The organism is Alteromonas sp. MTD1, assembly GCF_042848195.1.
GTDB lineage: Bacteria > Pseudomonadota > Gammaproteobacteria > Enterobacterales > Alteromonadaceae > Alteromonas.
In genome coordinates this window covers 182,607-200,429 of sequence record NZ_BTGG01000002.1, presented here as the reverse complement: position 1 = coordinate 200,429, position 17,823 = coordinate 182,607, and the positions used below count along the sequence as shown (strand labels likewise).

The following is a 17,823-nucleotide window of genomic DNA, read 5'->3' as shown; positions in this document are numbered from 1 at the left end:
GAGCCGCACATAATGTGACGTGCGGCCCAAAGGGGGATTAGGCTAAACCTAATTTCTTCTCGAGGTAGTGAATGTTGGTGCCACCTGCAAAGAAGTTTTCATCGGCCATAATAGCGCGTTGAAGTGGAATATTGGTTTTAATACCTTCTACTACAATCTCTTCGAGGGCATGACGCATACGTGCTATAGCTTCGTCGCGACTTTCGCCAAAGGTAATAAGCTTACCAATCATTGAGTCGTAATATGGCGGTACGTGGTAGCCTGCATAAATGTGCGACTCCCAACGAATACCTAAACCACCTGGCGCATGGAACATATCAATAGGACCAGGGCTTGGAATAAAGGTATTTGGATCTTCCGCGTTAATACGGCATTCAATAGCGTGACCGCGAATTTGAATTTGCGATTGGTCTATTGATAAAGGCTGACCTGCGGCAATACGAAGTTGCTCTTTAATTAAATCAACGCCCGTGATCATTTCAGATACCGGGTGTTCAACCTGAATACGCGTATTCATTTCGATGAAATAGAACTCGCCATTTTCGTATAGGAACTCGAAAGTACCTGCACCGCGATAGCCAATTTCAATACAAGCACGACGACAACGATCACCAATTTTAGTGCGCATTTGCTCTGAAATACCCGGTGCCGGTGCTTCTTCTACCACTTTCTGGTGACGACGCTGCATAGAGCAGTCACGCTCACCAAGGTGAATAGCGTTACCTTGACCGTCGGCAAGTACCTGAATTTCAACGTGACGTGGATTTTCAAGGAACTTTTCCATGTAAACCGTTGAGTTACCAAAGGCAGCGCCAGCTTCCGCTTGCGTTGTTTCAATAGCTTTAATTAGCTCACCTTCGCTGCGCACTACGCGCATACCACGACCACCGCCGCCGCCCGCAGCTTTAACGATGATTGGGTAACCAATGCGTTTAGCAATGGCTTTGTTGCGTTCTACGTCGTCAGTTAGCGGGCCGTCAGAACCAGGTACACACGGTACGCCTGCCTTTTTCATGGCGTTGATAGCAGAAACTTTGTCACCCATAAGGTTAATAGTTTCAGCTTTAGGGCCAATGAAAATAAAGCCGCTCTTTTCTACCGCTTCAGCAAAGTCTGCGTTTTCTGCTAGGAAACCGTAACCAGGGTGAATTGCAATAGAGTTTGTGACTTCTGCAGCAGCAATAATGCGAGGTATGTTCAGGTAGCTTTCGGTTGCCGATGCTTTACCAATACAAATTGATTCGTCAGCCAGCAACACGTGCTTTAAGTTTTTATCCGCAGTAGAGTGCACCGCAACGGTTTTGATGCCTAGTTCTTTACAGGCTCTCAAAATGCGTAGGGCAATCTCACCACGGTTAGCAATCAGTACTTTATCTAGCATAGTGAAGCACTCGCTTATTCAATGATGAACATTGGCTGGTCAAATTCTACAGGATCTTGGTTTTCAACCAGGATTGCCTTAACCACACCGGCTTTATCTGCTTCAATTTGGTTCATCATTTTCATTGCTTCAACAATACAAAGCGTGTCGCCCACTTTTACTTGTTGACCCACTTCAGCAAATGCTTTTGCTGTTGGAGAAGATGCACGATAGAAAGTACCCACCATTGGTGATTTAACAACGTGGCCTTCTGGTTGCGCAGGCTCTGCAGCCGCTGCTGGTGCAGGTGCTGGCGCTGCAGCAGGTGCCGCCTGAGGTGCCGCTGGTGCTGCAAAACTGTAATTTACTGGCGCTTGAACACCCGTTGGTCCACGGTGGATGCGTACAGACTCTTCGCCCTCAGTGATCTCAAGCTCAGCAATGCCTGATTCTTCCACTAGTTCGATAAGTTTTTTAATCTTTCTAATATCCATGTTCTGTCTCTGCGTTATTTTTTCGATTTCGGTAAGTTGATTGCTGCAGTTAGTGCTAGCGAATAGCCAATTGCGCCTAGGCCCACGATAACGCCGGCTGCAACATCAGAAAAATAGGAATGATGACGAAACGGCTCACGAGCGTGAACGTTCGACAAATGCACCTCAATAAACGGGATATTGACACTAAGCAGTGCGTCGCGAAGCGCCACACTGGTGTGCGTGAAAGCAGCAGGGTTGATAATGATGGCGTCAACCTTACCCATGGCGGCGTGCACGCGATCAATTAATGCGTGTTCAGCATTTGATTGAAAATGTTCAAGCGTAACGCTGCTAGACGACGCCTGTGCCTGCAAGTCATCAACGATGTCTTGAAGCGTTTGCGCACCATACTTTTCAGGTTCACGTTGACCTAACATATTTAGGTTAGGGCCATTCAATAACAAAATATTCATGTAGTTTGCTGCTATCTTCGGGAAAATGTCATGGTATTTGTCATTTCAACAAAGTTTTATGACAGTTGCACGAAAAAAAGCCAATTTTTTTGCTCGTTTATGGTGTTGACTACCGATTATAGAGATAGCAAAAGATTTCGCAGCAAAATACTGGTCTAATCAGGTGTTTTCGGTGCAAAGTTTTTTGCTTTTTACTATTTGTTTACATCCGGTGATGCGAGGTTCTGCGCAGTGTCTAGCAGCATGAATCAATGAAGAGACGGTAAAGAGACCCTGAAGATAGGGACACTAAGCATAAGTAAGTATACAAATGCGTTTGCGGCGTTGCGTTACCGCAAAAGAGGTATAAGCACATCAAGTGCTTTGTTCATGTATCATTGCGCTGTTTATCAATAATTAAGGGCTCTGCCGTGCGGTCGTTATCGTTGAAATTATTATTCATGCTATTCCTCTTTGTATTAGCACCACTTACTAAAGCACACAGCCATAAAGAAAAATACAAAGAAAAGCACCAGAGTGAACATGCCATGCATTCACGCATTGGCTATCACGGCATGGCTGTGTTTACTGATGACAGCGCTATTTTCGCCAGTCATTTACCGTTGTATCGTCAGCCCCACGACTTTCAAATTGTTTACAGATTGGCGTTTTACGACAAGGGCGTAGAACAACAGATTCAGCAATACCTTAACGAGAACAGGCGAAGCGATGGACAAGCAGTAATGACACTCCTGCCAGAACAGTTCGACTTAAATGAACTTGCCACGTCACAAACGCCAACGTTGAAAACCCGTTTCTTCATCGATCATTTTGAGCGTGGTGGGCAGCCCATGCTGTTCAACGATAAAAAAGAAGTGCATGTGAAATATGCTACGCCAGTGTTGGTCGAGCAGCTAATCATTGCCGATGGCGAAGCGTCAGAAAACGCTGGCAAAAAAGCAAATTGGTTCAGCGTTTCACTTCCTTCTAAACCACAAACCGCTAGGCTTTTTGTGCACAAAATAGATACCAAACCTTCTTTCGATGCCATTGTGTTAGCCAAAGGGTGTGAAGAGGCTGGGGCATACGAAGGTAATGTGTTGTCAATTGATGCTCTTCGCGACACTTTCGCGCATTGCGACAGTGTTGAAATTCCTTACGCTGACGCACAAGACTTCCAATAGGTCAGGTGATCACACGCTAGTTGATGGCGATGTCTTTGAAGGAAAAAGGCACGCTAATGTAGCGCCCATGATACTTCGCCACATAGATGCCAAAGTGCAAATGTGGCAGCGAAGAGAAGCCGGTGTTGCCCGAATAGCCAAGAAGTTGCCCCTGCTGCACGTACTGCCCACGCTCAACCGCTACACCTTGGTGGCGTAAATGGTAGTATTCGCCGGTGGTGCCATCGCTATGCAGTACCACCACATAATTAGCGTGGCTGGCATAGTCTGGTGTTGGACCACCCTTATTACCATCGGCTTTTGTGTCTATTACTGTGCCTTCTCTTGCGGCGAGCACTGGCGTGCCCACGGGTGCTGCAAAGTCGATGGCATAACGAGAAGCCCCACTGTGGCTAAATGCGCCATTAAACCCCTGCACAATACTGTATTTACTTGCTGGCTGTAGAGGTGACTTGTAGGCAAAATTACTCTCGTGTTGTGCGTTTATAGTGCCAACAGTCCACCTAACACGCATGTTCCTCCAAAATGCGTCTGCATCATCAATGTAACCGAGTGATACAGTGCTGTTCGAGGATAAAAACGTACTGATATGGCTCTTGCGCTCTACTTTTTTGCCATTGCCATTGCCATTGCCATTGCCATTGCCATTGCCATTGCCATTGCCATTGCCCGCTTGTTTCAAATAAAACTGTTTGGAATAGAGTGTAACCGCAACAGGAAGGTTTGTTTTTCCTACAAGCGTTAACTGCCAAACTTCAGCATTGTTAACTGATGGCGTTAATTCAAAACAAAAGCGATTGTTGTCAAAACAACCTTCTTGGCTTTCTTTGGTATTTAAAGGGTTATTTTGATTGTTGCCTTGGTTTAAGCGCTGCTTTTCTAATTCGTCCGAATTGTCTGAAAGCGGCTGGTCATTTTGTTTGGGGGCTCGTTTATCTAACGTTGCATCCGAAGCTGAGACTGCTATCAGTTGGAGCCATAAATATACCAGTAAAGCTGCTAGTAAACCTGCCAATAAAGCAAACAATGCCCCACGAGGCGTAAAAAAGCCTCGTGAAGCAGCAATAGGTTTACGGTGCAGTGTGCCCATTTACCAATGCGTTAACGTGATCTGAGAAGGCTTCTGCATTCATAAAGCCAGTCACTCGCGCTTTTTGAAGTTCTTCGCCCTGCTGATTGAAAAACAGTATGGTAGGCAAGCCTAGTACATTAAAGGTATCGAAAATCTCCTGTCGTTCAGGCGTGTTATCGGTTAAATCCATTTGCACCCACACCGTATTGCTAAGTGCGCTAACTACTTTTTCATTGGGGAACGTATACTTTTCAAATTCCTTACACGCCACGCACCAGTCTGCATAAAGGTCTACCATCACGGTTTTTCCGTCGCGGTTTGCTTCACTAATTTTTTGGCGAAGGTCGTTTAAGTCTCTGGCAATCACAAATTCAGGGTGGCTTTGCTTTTCGCCCCATAAACCTGCATTAATACCGGCTTGGTGCGTCAAGCCAATACTGCCCATAACGCCCATGGCCACAATAATGGCACGCACTAATTTCATTTTTGTGTTTGGTGACGCGCGATTAATAGCCCAGTAGTAACCAAATAAGCCAATGCTTAACCCTGCCCAAAGGAAGTCGGTATATACACTGTTCCAAAGTCGTTCAATAAACACAATGGCAACGGCAAGCATCATAAAGCCAAAGGTTACTTTTACTACGTTCATCCAGTTGCCAGCTTTTGGTAGCAGCTTGCCGCCAGTCATACCAAACAGAATAAGCGGTACGCCCATACCAATGCTTAATTGATATAGCGAAATAAAGCCCAGGGTCATATCGCCCGTTTGAGCAATAAATAACAAAATGCCGGTAAGCGGTGCGGTAGTGCAAGGAGACGCAATAAGCCCAGACAATACGCCCATGACAAACACGCCAACAAAACTGCCGGGAGTTTGGTTGTTACTCATATGCGTGAGCTTTTCTTGATATTTGGCGGGCAGCTGAATTTCAAAACCACCAAATAATGCAACGGCTAACGCCACAAACAATACAATGAATACAGCTAGTACAACGGGGTGTTGTAGTGCAGCTTGAAACTGTGCCCCCGCTACTGCTACTACTAGCCCCAGCAATGAGTAGGTAATGGCCATGCCTTGAACATAAACAAAGGTAAGCCAGAAAGCGTGCGACGTGGTTTTAGGTTTACCTTGCCCAATTACAATGCCCGACACAATGGGATACATAGGGAAAACGCACGGCGTAAAGGCTAGGCCAACGCCTAGTGCGAAAAACAGCGCTAGCGTAAGCGGTAAATTATCTTTATTAATTAACTGCTCGGCTAAGTTGAATTGTTGGCTTGCAACACCTTCTTCACCAGCACCATTTTGCGTTTCTGGGGTCTGGCTTTGTTGCCCATTAGCCAACGCTTCTAAATACACTACTTTAACGGTGGGCGGGTAACACAACCCAGCATCTGCACAGCCTTGGTAACGAATTTTTACCACACCATCTTTAGACGCGCTTTCTATCGGAACGGTAATAGATACATTGTTGTAGAACACTTCCGACTTACCATAAAACTCGTCTTCTATGGTTACCCCTTCAGGGTAAGCAGGCGTACCAATTTCAGCCTGCTTCGCTACGTATTTAAACTGCTTAAGGTATAAATAGTAACCGTCGGCAATCGTAAAGCTAATGGTAAGTTCATCGCCTTTTTGTGCGTAGTCCAGCATAAAAGCTTGGTCTACTGGTAAAAACTGCGGTTCATTGGCAAATGGGTCGTTAAACGCCTCGTTAAGCTGTGCCTGTGATGAAAAGCTTAATGTCAGTAATGCAAATGTCAGTAAAAACATAAACCATAAACGTGAAAGGCGGGGGGGCGGCATAATGTGGGTAAGTAAAGCGTTGATCATTGTTATAGTCTTTTTATTTGGTGCTTTGTAAATACTGTTGTAGCCATGTGCCGTAGCTGTGGCTGGCTTCGGCATTAAGTTCAAGCCATTCTGATACGTCATACGGGTGTAACTCGCTCACTTTATCGTAGGCTTCAAGCACGTAATGTGAATTGGTTTTAATAATGAGCTGGCATTCGGTGTCAGTTTGAATGCTGCTTTCCCACGCGTAAACTGATTGCACACCTCTAATGATATTCACACACGCTGCCAGCTTACTTTCAACTAGCTGCTTGGCAATATCGTGTGCTACCTCTTCGTTTGGTGCAGTGCAAAGCACAACTTTTATGGTCATAGTAAACCCTTTTATTACCTGTTTTAGCGCTATCTGTGCGTAATAAGAGTAGCGGCTGACATGAAGACTTACATAGGCTACGCTGATGCTAAGAAGACCTAGATAGCATGACTATTCTTTCACAGCGGCAGTATATCACGGTTGCTGTCGGTCGCTTATGTGCGCCAATTAACCGAAATAGGCGGCACCTTTTCTTGTTATTACGCTCAAAGCCCCTATAACAGGTTATGAATATTTAAGAGAGGAAGCATTTTGCGGTTTTTATTTATTTTGTTTGCCGTACTACCCATTTTGGAAATTGCGCTGCTGGTTAATGTAGGAAACATTATCGGCGGATGGAATACCATTGGCTTGGTTATTTTAACGGCGTTTATTGGTGCGTACTTTGTAAAACGCGAAGGCATTAGCACCTTACAAACCGCGCAAGCCAAAATGCAGCGAAATGAAGTGCCCGGCAAAGAGCTTGTTGAAGGCCTAATGTTGGTGGTGGCGGGCGTATTACTGGTAACGCCAGGCTTTGTTACCGACATCATCGGTTTTATGTTTGCACTGCCGGGCTCAAGGCACTTACTTGCTGCACAAGTTAGCAAACATATGAAAATGCGTGTGGTAGTACCGGGTATGGGTGCGGGGTTTGGCCCAGGAGCAGGGTTTAATCAAACCAACCAGCATAATCCATTCGGGCAAAATCCGTTTAATGCATCGCAGTCACAAAACGACAATGGTGACGTGTTTGAAGGCGAGTTCACCGACGACACCACAAACGACCCTGACAAGCGACTTAAATAGCGCGCGTTTTCTTTGCCTTTCATCTTCTGAAAGCTTGAGTTTCGAACACAAGTTCACCGCCCAAAAGGTAGTTTTAAAGCTGCCTGTTCATGCGCTTCACTTCAGGCAATTTTCTTTGTTGAACCCACAATAAGTCGCTAAACAAAATCGTTTTAGCGGTAAAAACCAAATTTTTTACATTTTTTTGCTCAAAAACCCTTGAAGTTGTCTGGGTACTACCCCATCTATCCGTGCAGAAACGATTTTAACTGCTCAGCAATGAGCGACCCAGGCACACAGCATTCAGGCAGTCTGAATGTTGGTAATCACATAAACTTGAATAGTGGAATTTTCAGGAGACTTGAAAATGGCAATTCGTCCTTTACACGACCGCGTAATCCTTAAGCGCGCAGAGCAAGAAAGCAAATCTGCAGGCGGTATCGTTCTGACTGGTTCTGCAGCAGAAAAATCTACACGCGGCGAAGTAATCGCAGTAGGTAACGGTCGCATTCTTGAGAACGGCGAAGTTAAAGCGCTTGACGTTAAAGTTGGCGACACCGTTATTTTCAACGACGGTTACGGCGTTAAAACAGAAAAGCTGGATGGTGAAGAAGTACTAATCCTAAGCGAAAGCGACATTCTAGCGATTGTTGAGTAATTACAACTAACGTTAAAACGAATTTTAGAGGAATTTAATCATGGCAGCTAAAGAAGTACGTTTTGGTGATGACGCTCGCAGTAAAATGCTTAAAGGCGTAAACACACTAGCTAACGCAGTAAAAGTAACACTAGGTCCAAAAGGCCGTAATGTTGTTCTAGACAAGTCTTTCGGTGCACCTACTATCACTAAAGATGGTGTGTCTGTAGCGAAAGAAATCGAGCTTGAAGACAAGTTCGAGAACATGGGCGCTCAAATGGTAAAAGAAGTAGCGTCTAAAGCGAACGACGAAGCGGGTGACGGTACTACTACTGCTACTGTACTTGCGCAAGCAATCGTAACTGAAGGTCTTAAGAGCGTTGCAGCGGGTATGAACCCAATGGATCTTAAGCGCGGTATCGACAAAGCGGTAGCGGCAGCAGTTGAAGAGCTTAAAGCCCTTTCTACTGACTGTGCAGACAGCAAGTCTATCGCTCAAGTAGGTACTATTTCTGCAAACTCTGATTCAGAAGTTGGCGACATCATTGCTCAAGCAATGGAAAAAGTAGGTAAAGAAGGTGTTATCACTGTAGAAGAAGGTCAGGCACTTCAAAACGAACTAGATGTTGTTGAAGGTATGCAGTTCGACCGTGGTTACCTATCTCCATACTTCATCAACAACCAAGAAAACGGTACTGTTGAACTAGACAACCCGTTCATCCTATTGGTTGACAAGAAAATTTCTAACATCCGCGAACTACTTCCTACCCTTGAAGGCGTAGCGAAAGCGGGTAAGCCGCTAATGATCATCGCTGAAGATGTTGAAGGCGAAGCGCTTGCTACACTAGTAGTTAACAACATGCGCGGTATTGTTAAAGTTGCAGCGGTTAAAGCACCTGGTTTTGGTGACCGTCGTAAAGCAATGCTTCAAGACATCGCTATCCTAACTGGCGGTACAGTAATCTCTGAAGAGATTGGCCTAGACCTTGAAAAAGTGCAGCTTGAAGACCTTGGTACTGCTAAGCGCGTAGTTATCAACAAAGACAACACCACAGTTGTTGACGGTAACGGCGACCAAGAAGCGATTGAAGGCCGTTGTGCTCAAATCAAAGGTCAAATTGAAGAGTCTTCGTCTGACTACGACAAAGAAAAACTTCAAGAGCGTCTTGCTAAGCTTTCAGGCGGTGTTGCAGTAATTAAAGTTGGTGCAGCAACTGAAGTTGAAATGAAAGAGAAGAAAGACCGCGTAGAAGATGCACTTCACGCAACACGCGCAGCGGTTGAAGAAGGTGTGGTACCTGGTGGTGGTGTGGCACTAGTTCGTGCAGCAGCGAAACTTGCTGACCTTACTGGTGACAACGAAGACCAAACCGTAGGTATTAAGCTTGCACTACGTGCAATGGAAGCGCCTCTGCGTCAAATCTCTATCAACTCAGGTGCAGAAGCATCGGTAGTGGTTAACGCAGTGAAAAACGGCGAAGGTAACTTTGGTTACAACGCAGGTAACGACACTTACGGCGACATGCTAGAAATGGGTATCCTTGACCCAACTAAAGTAACGCGCTCTGCACTACAGTTCGCATCGTCAATTGCTTCACTAATGATCACGACTGAAGCAATGGTAGCTGAGCTACCTAAAGACGACGCACCTGCAATGCCTGACATGGGCGGCATGGGCGGAATGGGCGGCATGATGTAATCTGCCCCTAAGCTTAACGCTTAAAAGAAAGGCGCTACTCGATGAGTAGCGCCTTTTTTGTACCTATTACCTAGACGCCGATTGCAGATGTTGGTCATACATGACTAAACGTGTCGAAAAGTATGTATTGTCGTTAATGCCGGTAATTTATTTAAAAACGAAACACGCTTTCTACGCGTAAAAGAATTTACACAGTGGTTATAAGCCGAAAAGCGTCCATAACACGTTAAATTAAGGTATGCATATGAGTGATTTCGTTATTTTGGTAGATAGCATGGGCAACCAAATGGGTACCTGTGAGAAAATGGAGGCGCATAAAAAGGGGTTGCTGCATCTAGCATTTTCACTTGTTGTTATAAAGCGGACTCAACGCGGCTTTCAACATCTTCTTCAACGGCGTGCTATTAACAAGTACCACAGCGGCGGGAAATGGAGCAACGCATGTTGTTCTCATCCTCGTCAAAATGAACCACTATCACACGCAGTTAAACGGCGAGCCTATGAGGAATTAGGTTTGAAGGAGCTTTCTTCGTTAGAGTACCTTGGTGCTTTTCAGTATAAGGAAGCACTAGATAATGAGCTAACAGAACATGAGTTCGATCATGTTTTTCTCCATATTGCAGACGACCAATCCATGGAATTCAGCCTCAACCCTGACGAGGTTAGTCATGTAGAGTGGGTTGGTGAGGATGAGTTGGAGCAAGCACTATTTCATTCTCCCGACAAATTTACCGCGTGGTTTTCAGCACTGTTTAAACTTGTAAAGTCAAAAAGAGAAACGTGCGGTGTCATTTAGTATGTAAACTTTGAAAGCCGCTTGCTCGCGATAAATTCAATGATGATATGGGGAATGGTGACAGCAAAAAGGCCGATGAATATTAACGCTGTCCAGCTATTTTGCGTGTTGATTTGTTGCAGAAATAAGTATGCCAATACAAATATCACAAGAGTACCCGCCATTGGAAATAAGCTTGTTTGGTAAAGCTCCTGCATTGTCATTTGATTACGTTTTTGTACTAATTTCGTATGATAGACGGCGTGAATGGCGCAAAAGTACAATGTAAAAAAGAGCAGTGGTGGTAGTAGACAAGCCGCGATAATGATGAGCGATAGCGCTGATATTATTTTAACGTCAGACTTTGTGACTAACAAAGTACCTACAGCACCAAAGGTGGCTGCTAAACACGCGCCAAACATAAGTTGCGTAATATATTGTGCGTGTAATGGTGGTACTAATAGCCACACGAAGATTTGTTCTATCTGTGTGCCATAAATAAGTGATGGTGAACATACCACTACTGTACTGGTTAAATAAGCCAGACGTGATGATTTCAGCCCCCAGTCATGTCGAAAATGCAATATACCTATTATTAAAAACGCCACTAAGCAGAGTGTTGGATACGCCAACCAAACTGCAAAGCTGACCACCACAACAAATAGATAAATTGACGTTGTCACTATCACTCTCACCGCGGCCTTGTTTCCAAGAACTATGCTTTTTCGTTTGCTATAACCACTTATCCTTTTGAGTAAAATAATATCGAGTGCGCCATGGGGCATACCGAATATAAAAATGGAAATGAGTGCAAGGACCGTTAAAATATCATTTGAGTAAACATTGCTATGCCAACCAAACGTCAGCACTGCTGCTATTAAAGTGAAGTTTCTAAACAAAGGGAAAGTCGTCATCACTTCATTTTCGGTATACATGCCCGCACAAATAAATCAGTAGGCATCGCTTTTATGACCCGCAGAATATCAAGAATACTCGCGCGTTCGGTCATAAAACGCGTAAACGTATGTGCGTTTGTTTGTTTGAGCATTGCATTAAAAATGGCGGGGGATTGGCTCATATTATGGCGAAGTACGCGCAAAAATATGCTGTCCAGTGCAGTGTAAATGGCATGCTTTCCTAATGAGGCCGGTACTTTTCGCTTGTGAACTAAGGCTTGAGCAATCTCTGTTACTGCACGTTGTATGATGATAAAAGCGTAACCCGATGAAGCTCTTATCATATTGGCATTGATGCCGATGTTATGCCAGTTAGCGCTCTGTACACTTTTGCGTCTAGTATCCATGGGCAACACACCTTGTTCCCAACATCTAATATTGACATTATTGCCGTAGCTGCCGCGCAATATTTCTTGTTCGCACATGCTTTTCATTGTGTCGAGCGATTCGTCATTCATTGAAAAACGCGTTAATTCTACGAGAGCTTCTTGCTCGTTAAAGGGAAGAACGTAAGTGAATTCAAAAGCTTGATTGTCTGCTTTCATCTCTTTCATCAACTGTACGGTATCTGTTGAAATATTAAGATTTGATGTTGATATCCAAGCCCCCACAAAGTACTGATTAATACTATCGGCCTTCGCTGCTGTAAGATGGCAAGCATTGTCGAAGCCATAGTCCGCGGTAAATAGATTTTTATCTATAACTACTCCAACTCCTTCAGTAATATTGGAAACAGTTTGAGCAGTTGCGCCCCAATGAAAGTCAAAATGCTTATTTTTTTCTAATCGAGACAGGGCATATTGGTAAAAAGACGCTCCCATAATGCAACAATAGCTGTCCGTTGATGAAAATAAGGTATTCTCTTCACCTGTCTCTTCGCATGATACAGACCATGATTGCCACGATTTATTGATAAGGGGGGAGAGGTACGGTGGTACATTTTCTCGTCCCCAAAAACACCACGTTTTACTAGTATTGGGCGAGTGCGCTCTTTCAACAATAAGCACTCGACCTTTGTAGCCATTTTCAGCAAGTGACAGCGCGAGCGACAAACCCGCCAGCCCTGCGCCTTTTATAATAATATCGTAGTGCTCTGTCTTCATCCTTAGACTTCAAATGGCATGAGATCAAAAATATTTGTATGTAGCATTTTGGTCGGCATGTCAGTTTGCTTTTCTACCGACGAGGAAACGCCAACGGTCAGCGTTTTCCCAGCAATAAATAATTTTTTAAAACTGGATGTTTTCACCCTCCCTTTCCAGTAACAGTACTCTACGTTTGCTAATTCGAGGCCTATTTGTCGGTAAACGGAGCCTGCAATTGCGATAGCACTGCGACTACTTTTCGGAAGAAACGGTAAACCTTTCCACCCGCTTGCGTAATAATATTCGCTAAGGTTCAGCGCTTTTTGTATCCCGCGAATTACGCGTTGTTGTGTAGCTTTGCTGTTATATACAATGTCTTGTGCACTTGTACTACACCATGTTGCTGGCAGATAGCGTCGGCCCATCTGAGCATCTTCCATCACATCTCGCGAAATGTTGGTAAGCTGCATTGCGATACCTAAATTAATCGCGTTGCCATATCCTTTTTTGTTAGCACCTAGTATAGGGCACATCATTAATCCAACCACGCCCGCTACTCTGTAACAGTATCGAATGAGTTCTCGCTCATTTGCAAAAGCAACGGTTGATAAATCACTTTTAACACCCTCAATGAGCTGTAGCGGTGCTACTGAATTAATGTTTAGTTCTTTCTTGAGAGAAACGAAATCGTCAACTTTGTCACTGTAGTGTGTTTCATTCTCTACTGCAGTTTGTATGTCGCATAGCTCGGCATACGCCTGTGTTTTATCAACGCTCTCATCTGCAATGTCGTCGATGTAGCGACAAAAAGCATAGAGTCTCGCAGCCTGCTCAAGCTTCTCTTTAGATAAAAAGTGTCCAGCAAACCGAAAGGACTTGCCGTGCTTTGACAACACAGAGAGCGCATATGTGTTATTTGACATGAACGTTCTCTGGCTTATTTTCGTTTGCTTGAATACTTGTATGCGCGGATTTGTTTAAGTGGTGCACAGAAGCTTTGAGTGTGTGCTGCGCTTGAGGGATTAAATGTTCCAGTACCTTGGCAGAGGACAGCACACCGGGTAAGCCCGCACCGGGGTGTGTACCTGCCCCACAAAGATAAAGGTTTTCTATGCCTTCCGCTTTGTTATGGTAGCGAAACCATGCCGATTGGGTAAGTGTTGGTGCGATGGAGAACCCCGCACCATCCACACTTAAATAATCTGTTTCGAATTCCTTGGGGGTCATATCAAACTGTTCTACGATGCACGACTTAAGGCCTGGCATTAAAGTGCGTTCAAGGGCATCTACTATTTTGTCAGCATAATCCCTACGTGTTTCATCCCAGTTGACGTCGCCTTGTAAATTAGGAACAGGCGACAAAACGTAAAAACTGTCACACCCTGCTGGTGCCATGCTGGGGTCTGTAGCCGTTGGTCTATGAAGATACAAAGAAAAGTCATCGGCTAAGATATGTTTGTTAAATATGTCATCGAGCAGAGTTTTGTAGCGTTTGCCCAACCAAATGGTGTGATGGGCAATGTCGGTATATTTTTTAGTGGTACCGAAGTAAAGCACGTAAAGACCCATAGAAAGTTTGGCATGCTTTGTTTTTATTTTGGCTGATATGTTTTGATCACTACCACTGATGAGGTTTTTGTATAAAAACTTCGGATCGATATTGGACACTACAATATCGTACGAGCATGTTTTTCCGTCATCATAAATAACACGTTCTACTTTTTTATCTTTAGTCTCTATAGACGTTATTGTAGTGCCAAGTTCTGTTTTGATGCCCACCTCTCTCATTAGCATCGATAGCGCGTTAACGAGCGCACCCGTGCCACCCATGGCAAAGTGTATTGCCCATTTTCGTTCCAAAAAGTGGATCAAGTTGTAAATACATGTGGTGTCAAAAGGATTGCCACCAACTAACATTGGTTGAATTGAAAATGCTTGGCGCAGCTTATCACTAGTTAAATGCTCACAGACAAGTTGCCACACATTTCTATGACAACGTAATTTAACGAGGTTGGGAATTTGCTTTAGCATTTCTGAAAGGTTGTGGAACGGCTTGTCGGCTAATTGGTTGAAACCGACATCAAAAATGTTTTCAGACTCTTTTAACAGAGCTAAGTAACCAGGTACATCCTGAGAAGATATCCGTTCTATTTCTTTTAACGTATCGTCGAGAGTTCCGCCATAATCGAAGGTATCTCCGTCGTCATAAACAAATCGATACCAAGGTTCGACGGGCACAATGTCGATATAGTCATTTATGTTTTTATTGAACAGTGTAAATAGTTCTTCGAAAAGAAAAGGTGCAGTGATAACCGTGGGGCCAGCATCGAAAATAAAACCATTTCGCTCGAAAGTGCGGGCTCTCCCGCCTAACTGAGATTGCCTGTCTACCAATGTGACATCGTAGCCTTTTGCGCGAAGACGAAGCGCTGATGCAATACCGCCAAACCCTCCACCTATTACCAGAGCACTACTCATATTGGCTCCTACATACTTTGCCAAAGAGCTGCTGGCATGCATTTTGTGCAGCAGCGCCACTGTCGCAAGGTAAGGTCGCTAACTCGGTTTCACAGCGTTTCAGTAAGTATTGAGCCCTGGCTCGAGCAAGGCTATACGCTTGTTCTTTATTGGATTCCCTTGCTAGGAGATTTACGATATTAAGCTGACCTGTCGCTTCATCCGACGGCCAATCATTTAAATCATCAACAATTTGATAAGCAATGGCAAAATTACGTAATGCCATAGATGCAGTTTCTGCAGCCTTGCTATTGCCTGATGTCAATAACGGCAAGCAAAGCGCAAGTTGTAGAAGCGGACCGGATTTTTCGGCAGCAATACTTTCGTACTCGGCCAATGTTTTGCAATGCTGATGAATATCCTGGCATTGTCCCTCAATAGTCAACGACACATATTCGCTTACACGACAAATAAGAATGGGTAGTTTGTTTGTCTCTTCAACCTTACTCAATGCTCCGTAAGCGTTCGATAGCATTAAGTCTCCAGCGCACAACGCAATTGCTTTTCCAAAACGCTTCCAAACGCTAGGGCGCCCACGTCTAACTTCATCACCATCTTGCAAATCGTCATGTATCAAAGAAGCGTTGTGTAACAGTTCCACACACGTTGACAGCGCAAGTGTTGTGTTTAAAGGAAGTTCCAAGGCATTACACGTTGCTATACACAACTTAGCGCGAGTACGAGAGCCACCACTTTGTATATGATAATATGCAGCAGGACTTGCTGATGATGCAGAGAGAAGCCACTGTTCCACATTTTCAATTTGTGTACGTTCAAGTTTGCTCGTGCACAATGTTTCTGATTTGTACATTTTTACGCCCTTGCATTTTTAGAAATGTTGCAGTGTCATTTATAACTTGGTGAAGGGCACTCTATGAGTGCCCTTGTTATATTTAAGCATTCTTGACTGGGTTAGCTTCACTTTCGTTAGTAGCTGCGTACCATATCAATAGTCCAAACGCTATTTTGTTAACTACGTCTGCAAGGTTGTATACGATGTTAAGCGTGTCGGCATCGGCCGCACCAACCATGTAACCTAATACATAGCCAATGGGGTATATTGCCCACCCTATAGTTACGACCCAACGCATCGCACCGTATGCATATTTTACTGCAGGACTTGCGTTTGCCTCAGCGGCTTTACCTGCTTCTCCCATAAATACTTCATAAAGTATGTATGCCCAACCCACCATACCAATAACAAACCCGAGGGTGAGATCCATATAACCTGCTTCGCCAAGGTATCCAGGTATCAGCATTACAAGTGTACCAAGCAATAAACGCCAGAAGATGCCTGCACTAGCTACGCCAATTGCGCGAAGGATGAGATAGAACTCAATCATTAACAACGGCACAGTAAGAAGCCAATCAATATAGCGGTACACTGTTGGTGTCTCACCCGTTGCTACCCAAACATCACGCATGTAGAAATAATGTACCGCTGCGATAAATGTAACAAGCGCCGATACAGTCAAAGAGGTTTTCCATTTTGCTGTTACGCCCTGTGTTTCCCATAAAAAGAAAACAGTTGAAGCCATCAGTGCCATAGAAATTAGCCAAAATGAAATGCCGACAAAGTCGTCGGGTTGTAAGTTTGCTGCGGCATGTGCCATGCCAGGAGTGAGCAACGCTAATGCTGCCACAGTTACGACCTTGGCCTTCCCGCTTATTCTGTCTGTACCACTTTTTATTGCTGATATGGAGTTCAATTTTATGTTCATAATCTCACACTCGCGCTTGTTAATTTTTAATGTGCTTTATGTTAATAGTTAGTTAACATGACGTGAATACATTCGAAAAATTGAATGAGATCAAAAATTAACCATGTAGAATTTGTTAAGAACTAAATGAGGAGCAGTTGATATGGTTTTATTAAAAGCGGTAGGTGCAGCGCTTGTAATATTCTCACTGATTTCTGCAGCATGGTTTCTTATGGTCGGAGGGCACGATTTGGCTGTTGGACTGCCTATCGGACTGTTATTAGCGGGAATTCTGTACTTAATTAAGCGCGATGACGAAATGCGTTAATGTGTATTTTGTATCGACGACTGGCGTATGTAGAATGATAAAATCGCTACCGAATATTAAAATTAGTTCACCCTTTGTGTTTTCGTCAATATGCTTGAAAGCAATCAAAAAGAAAGGCGCTACTCGTTGAAATAGCGCCTTGTTCGTATCTATTGTCCTGCCACGGGTTTCAATTTAGCCTTTGGATAGTATTTCCAAAGGGCCATGGTTGTCACAGTGACTGCTTACGCGCTTAAATTTATCAACTACCGAGAAAACAATGTCTAAACACGACACTGACGATGACTCAAACCCTGTACATCACCCGCACAAAACATTACGTGATGCCCTAACAGAAAGTAATGACACCTTTGAGCGGGGAGCGTTATTGTTGAAAGTATTTGCAGATGCAGAACGATTAAAGCTGCTGTCTGTTTTGTATAAAGGCGAGGCGTGCATGTCGGAACTGGCAACACAAGTGCAGATGTCTAGGGTGTCACAGCGTTTGAAAATTTTGAAGAACGAGAACTTGGTGAAGACAAGACGTGAAGGTAAACACATTATCTACAGCTTGGCAGATAATCATGTTTACCATTTAATGAAAGACGCCATAGACCATGTGAAAGAAAAGCTCTAGTTTATTGGCTTTTCCTCACATGACCTGTTT

General features: G+C 44.1%; 19 protein-coding genes. 7 read left to right on the top strand and 12 right to left on the bottom strand.

The window, feature by feature from the left end; translation table 11 throughout:
- Nucleotides 1-37: 37 nt before the first annotated feature.
- Genes accC through aroQ form a run of 3 tightly spaced genes read right to left on the bottom strand, consistent with a single transcriptional unit; the run spans nt 38 to nt 2,309 of the window.
- Complete coding sequence (accC, locus tag ACGHAV_RS03530) at nt 38-1,381, bottom strand: acetyl-CoA carboxylase biotin carboxylase subunit (RefSeq protein ID WP_390376524.1); 1,344 nt, start codon at nt 1,379-1,381, stop codon at nt 38-40.
- 14 nt (nt 1,382-1,395) lie between these two features.
- Nucleotides 1,396-1,854 (bottom strand): acetyl-CoA carboxylase biotin carboxyl carrier protein, encoded by a 459-nt coding sequence (gene accB, locus ACGHAV_RS03525; protein WP_390376521.1) that lies wholly within the window; start codon nt 1,852-1,854, stop codon nt 1,396-1,398.
- A 14-nt stretch (nt 1,855-1,868) separates the two neighbouring features.
- Nucleotides 1,869-2,309: a type II 3-dehydroquinate dehydratase gene (gene aroQ / locus ACGHAV_RS03520; RefSeq protein ID WP_390376518.1), complete on the bottom strand. Its 441-nt coding sequence runs from the start codon at nt 2,307-2,309 to the stop codon at nt 1,869-1,871.
- A 425-nt stretch (nt 2,310-2,734) separates the two neighbouring features.
- On the opposite strand from aroQ, the gene ACGHAV_RS03515 reads away from it, so the two are divergent.
- On the top strand, nt 2,735-3,472 hold the full coding sequence (locus tag ACGHAV_RS03515; RefSeq protein ID WP_390376515.1) for a hypothetical protein: 738 nt from the start codon (nt 2,735-2,737) through the stop codon (nt 3,470-3,472).
- A 16-nt stretch (nt 3,473-3,488) separates the two neighbouring features.
- Here ACGHAV_RS03515 and ACGHAV_RS03510 read toward each other — a convergent pair whose 3' ends face one another.
- From ACGHAV_RS03510 to cutA, 3 genes are read right to left on the bottom strand one after another with little or no spacing between them, the layout of a single operon-like run.
- Entirely contained in the window at nt 3,489-4,562 is a 1,074-nt protein-coding gene (locus ACGHAV_RS03510; RefSeq protein ID WP_390376512.1) for a M23 family metallopeptidase, read from the bottom strand.
- Nucleotides 4,543-6,378, bottom strand: coding sequence for a protein-disulfide reductase DsbD (locus tag ACGHAV_RS03505; protein ID WP_390376509.1), 1,836 nt, complete (start codon nt 6,376-6,378; stop codon nt 4,543-4,545). The genes ACGHAV_RS03510 and ACGHAV_RS03505 overlap by 20 nt, the downstream gene beginning before the upstream one ends.
- Before the next feature lie 13 nt (nt 6,379-6,391).
- Entirely contained in the window at nt 6,392-6,712 is a 321-nt protein-coding gene (gene cutA / locus ACGHAV_RS03500; protein ID WP_390376506.1) for a divalent-cation tolerance protein CutA, read from the bottom strand.
- A gap of 252 nt (nt 6,713-6,964) precedes the next feature.
- Between cutA and ACGHAV_RS03495 the strand changes: the two genes are divergently transcribed.
- The 4 genes from ACGHAV_RS03495 to idi all read left to right on the top strand — a co-directional run bounded on the left by ACGHAV_RS03495 (nt 6,965) and on the right by idi (nt 10,612).
- Complete coding sequence (locus ACGHAV_RS03495) at nt 6,965-7,501, top strand: FxsA family protein (protein ID WP_390376503.1); 537 nt, start codon at nt 6,965-6,967, stop codon at nt 7,499-7,501.
- A gap of 346 nt (nt 7,502-7,847) precedes the next feature.
- Nucleotides 7,848-8,138 carry a co-chaperone GroES gene (locus ACGHAV_RS03490; protein ID WP_012520088.1) on the top strand — a complete coding sequence of 97 codons (291 nt, stop codon included), beginning with the start codon at nt 7,848-7,850 and terminating at the stop codon, nt 8,136-8,138.
- Nucleotides 8,139-8,178: 40 nt separating this feature from the next.
- Complete coding sequence (gene groL, locus ACGHAV_RS03485) at nt 8,179-9,816, top strand: chaperonin GroEL (RefSeq protein ID WP_390376498.1); 1,638 nt, start codon at nt 8,179-8,181, stop codon at nt 9,814-9,816.
- Between the two features lie 244 nt (nt 9,817-10,060).
- Complete coding sequence (gene idi / locus ACGHAV_RS03480) at nt 10,061-10,612, top strand: isopentenyl-diphosphate Delta-isomerase (RefSeq protein ID WP_390376495.1); 552 nt, start codon at nt 10,061-10,063, stop codon at nt 10,610-10,612.
- Here idi and ACGHAV_RS03475 read toward each other — a convergent pair.
- From ACGHAV_RS03475 to ACGHAV_RS03450, 6 genes are all read right to left on the bottom strand, one after another.
- Nucleotides 10,609-11,526, bottom strand: a complete 918-nt coding sequence (locus ACGHAV_RS03475) for a Brp/Blh family beta-carotene 15,15'-dioxygenase (protein WP_390376492.1) — start codon at nt 11,524-11,526, stop codon at nt 10,609-10,611. The two genes, idi and ACGHAV_RS03475, sit on opposite strands and share 4 nt — an antisense overlap.
- Nucleotides 11,505-12,650 (bottom strand): FAD-dependent oxidoreductase, encoded by a 1,146-nt coding sequence (locus ACGHAV_RS03470; protein ID WP_390376489.1) that lies wholly within the window; start codon nt 12,648-12,650, stop codon nt 11,505-11,507. The genes ACGHAV_RS03475 and ACGHAV_RS03470 overlap by 22 nt, the downstream gene beginning before the upstream one ends.
- 2 nt (nt 12,651-12,652) lie before the next feature.
- Nucleotides 12,653-13,555 (bottom strand): phytoene/squalene synthase family protein, encoded by a 903-nt coding sequence (locus ACGHAV_RS03465; protein ID WP_390376486.1) that lies wholly within the window; start codon nt 13,553-13,555, stop codon nt 12,653-12,655.
- Complete coding sequence (crtI, locus tag ACGHAV_RS03460) at nt 13,545-15,110, bottom strand: phytoene desaturase family protein (protein WP_390376483.1); 1,566 nt, start codon at nt 15,108-15,110, stop codon at nt 13,545-13,547. The genes ACGHAV_RS03465 and crtI overlap by 11 nt, the downstream gene beginning before the upstream one ends.
- Complete coding sequence (locus tag ACGHAV_RS03455) at nt 15,103-15,960, bottom strand: polyprenyl synthetase family protein (protein WP_390376480.1); 858 nt, start codon at nt 15,958-15,960, stop codon at nt 15,103-15,105. The genes crtI and ACGHAV_RS03455 overlap by 8 nt, the downstream gene beginning before the upstream one ends.
- Before the next feature lie 82 nt (nt 15,961-16,042).
- Nucleotides 16,043-16,762: a bacteriorhodopsin-like gene (locus ACGHAV_RS03450; protein WP_390376991.1), complete on the bottom strand. Its 720-nt coding sequence runs from the start codon at nt 16,760-16,762 to the stop codon at nt 16,043-16,045.
- 250 nt (nt 16,763-17,012) lie between these two features.
- On the opposite strand from ACGHAV_RS03450, the gene ACGHAV_RS03445 reads away from it, so the two are divergent.
- Together ACGHAV_RS03445 and ACGHAV_RS03440 are read left to right on the top strand one after the other, a co-directional pair.
- Nucleotides 17,013-17,177: a hypothetical protein gene (locus ACGHAV_RS03445; protein WP_390376477.1), complete on the top strand. Its 165-nt coding sequence runs from the start codon at nt 17,013-17,015 to the stop codon at nt 17,175-17,177.
- 259 nt (nt 17,178-17,436) lie between these two features.
- Nucleotides 17,437-17,793: an ArsR/SmtB family transcription factor gene (locus ACGHAV_RS03440; protein ID WP_390376474.1), complete on the top strand. Its 357-nt coding sequence runs from the start codon at nt 17,437-17,439 to the stop codon at nt 17,791-17,793.
- Nucleotides 17,794-17,823: the final 30 nt, after the last annotated feature.

Coding starts and splice junctions, on each gene's coding strand:
- ACGHAV_RS03450 (WP_390376991.1), bottom strand. CDS start 16,762: ATGGCACATGCCGCAGCAAACTTACAACCCGACGACTTTGTCGGCATT.
- ACGHAV_RS03490 (WP_012520088.1), top strand. CDS start 7,848: ATGGCAATTCGTCCTTTACACGACCGCGTAATCCTTAAGCGCGCAGAG.
- groL (WP_390376498.1), top strand. CDS start 8,179: ATGGCAGCTAAAGAAGTACGTTTTGGTGATGACGCTCGCAGTAAAATG.
- idi (WP_390376495.1), top strand. CDS start 10,061: ATGAGTGATTTCGTTATTTTGGTAGATAGCATGGGCAACCAAATGGGT.
- accB (WP_390376521.1), bottom strand. CDS start 1,854: ATGGATATTAGAAAGATTAAAAAACTTATCGAACTAGTGGAAGAATCA.
- ACGHAV_RS03470 (WP_390376489.1), bottom strand. CDS start 12,650: ATGAAGACAGAGCACTACGATATTATTATAAAAGGCGCAGGGCTGGCG.
- ACGHAV_RS03440 (WP_390376474.1), top strand. CDS start 17,437: ATGTCTAAACACGACACTGACGATGACTCAAACCCTGTACATCACCCG.
- cutA (WP_390376506.1), bottom strand. CDS start 6,712: ATGACCATAAAAGTTGTGCTTTGCACTGCACCAAACGAAGAGGTAGCA.
- aroQ (WP_390376518.1), bottom strand. CDS start 2,309: ATGAATATTTTGTTATTGAATGGCCCTAACCTAAATATGTTAGGTCAA.
- ACGHAV_RS03445 (WP_390376477.1), top strand. CDS start 17,013: ATGGTTTTATTAAAAGCGGTAGGTGCAGCGCTTGTAATATTCTCACTG.
- accC (WP_390376524.1), bottom strand. CDS start 1,381: ATGCTAGATAAAGTACTGATTGCTAACCGTGGTGAGATTGCCCTACGC.
- ACGHAV_RS03455 (WP_390376480.1), bottom strand. CDS start 15,960: ATGTACAAATCAGAAACATTGTGCACGAGCAAACTTGAACGTACACAA.
- ACGHAV_RS03475 (WP_390376492.1), bottom strand. CDS start 11,526: ATGTATACCGAAAATGAAGTGATGACGACTTTCCCTTTGTTTAGAAAC.
- ACGHAV_RS03505 (WP_390376509.1), bottom strand. CDS start 6,378: ATGATCAACGCTTTACTTACCCACATTATGCCGCCCCCCCGCCTTTCA.
- ACGHAV_RS03465 (WP_390376486.1), bottom strand. CDS start 13,555: ATGTCAAATAACACATATGCGCTCTCTGTGTTGTCAAAGCACGGCAAG.
- crtI (WP_390376483.1), bottom strand. CDS start 15,110: ATGAGTAGTGCTCTGGTAATAGGTGGAGGGTTTGGCGGTATTGCATCA.
- ACGHAV_RS03510 (WP_390376512.1), bottom strand. CDS start 4,562: ATGGGCACACTGCACCGTAAACCTATTGCTGCTTCACGAGGCTTTTTT.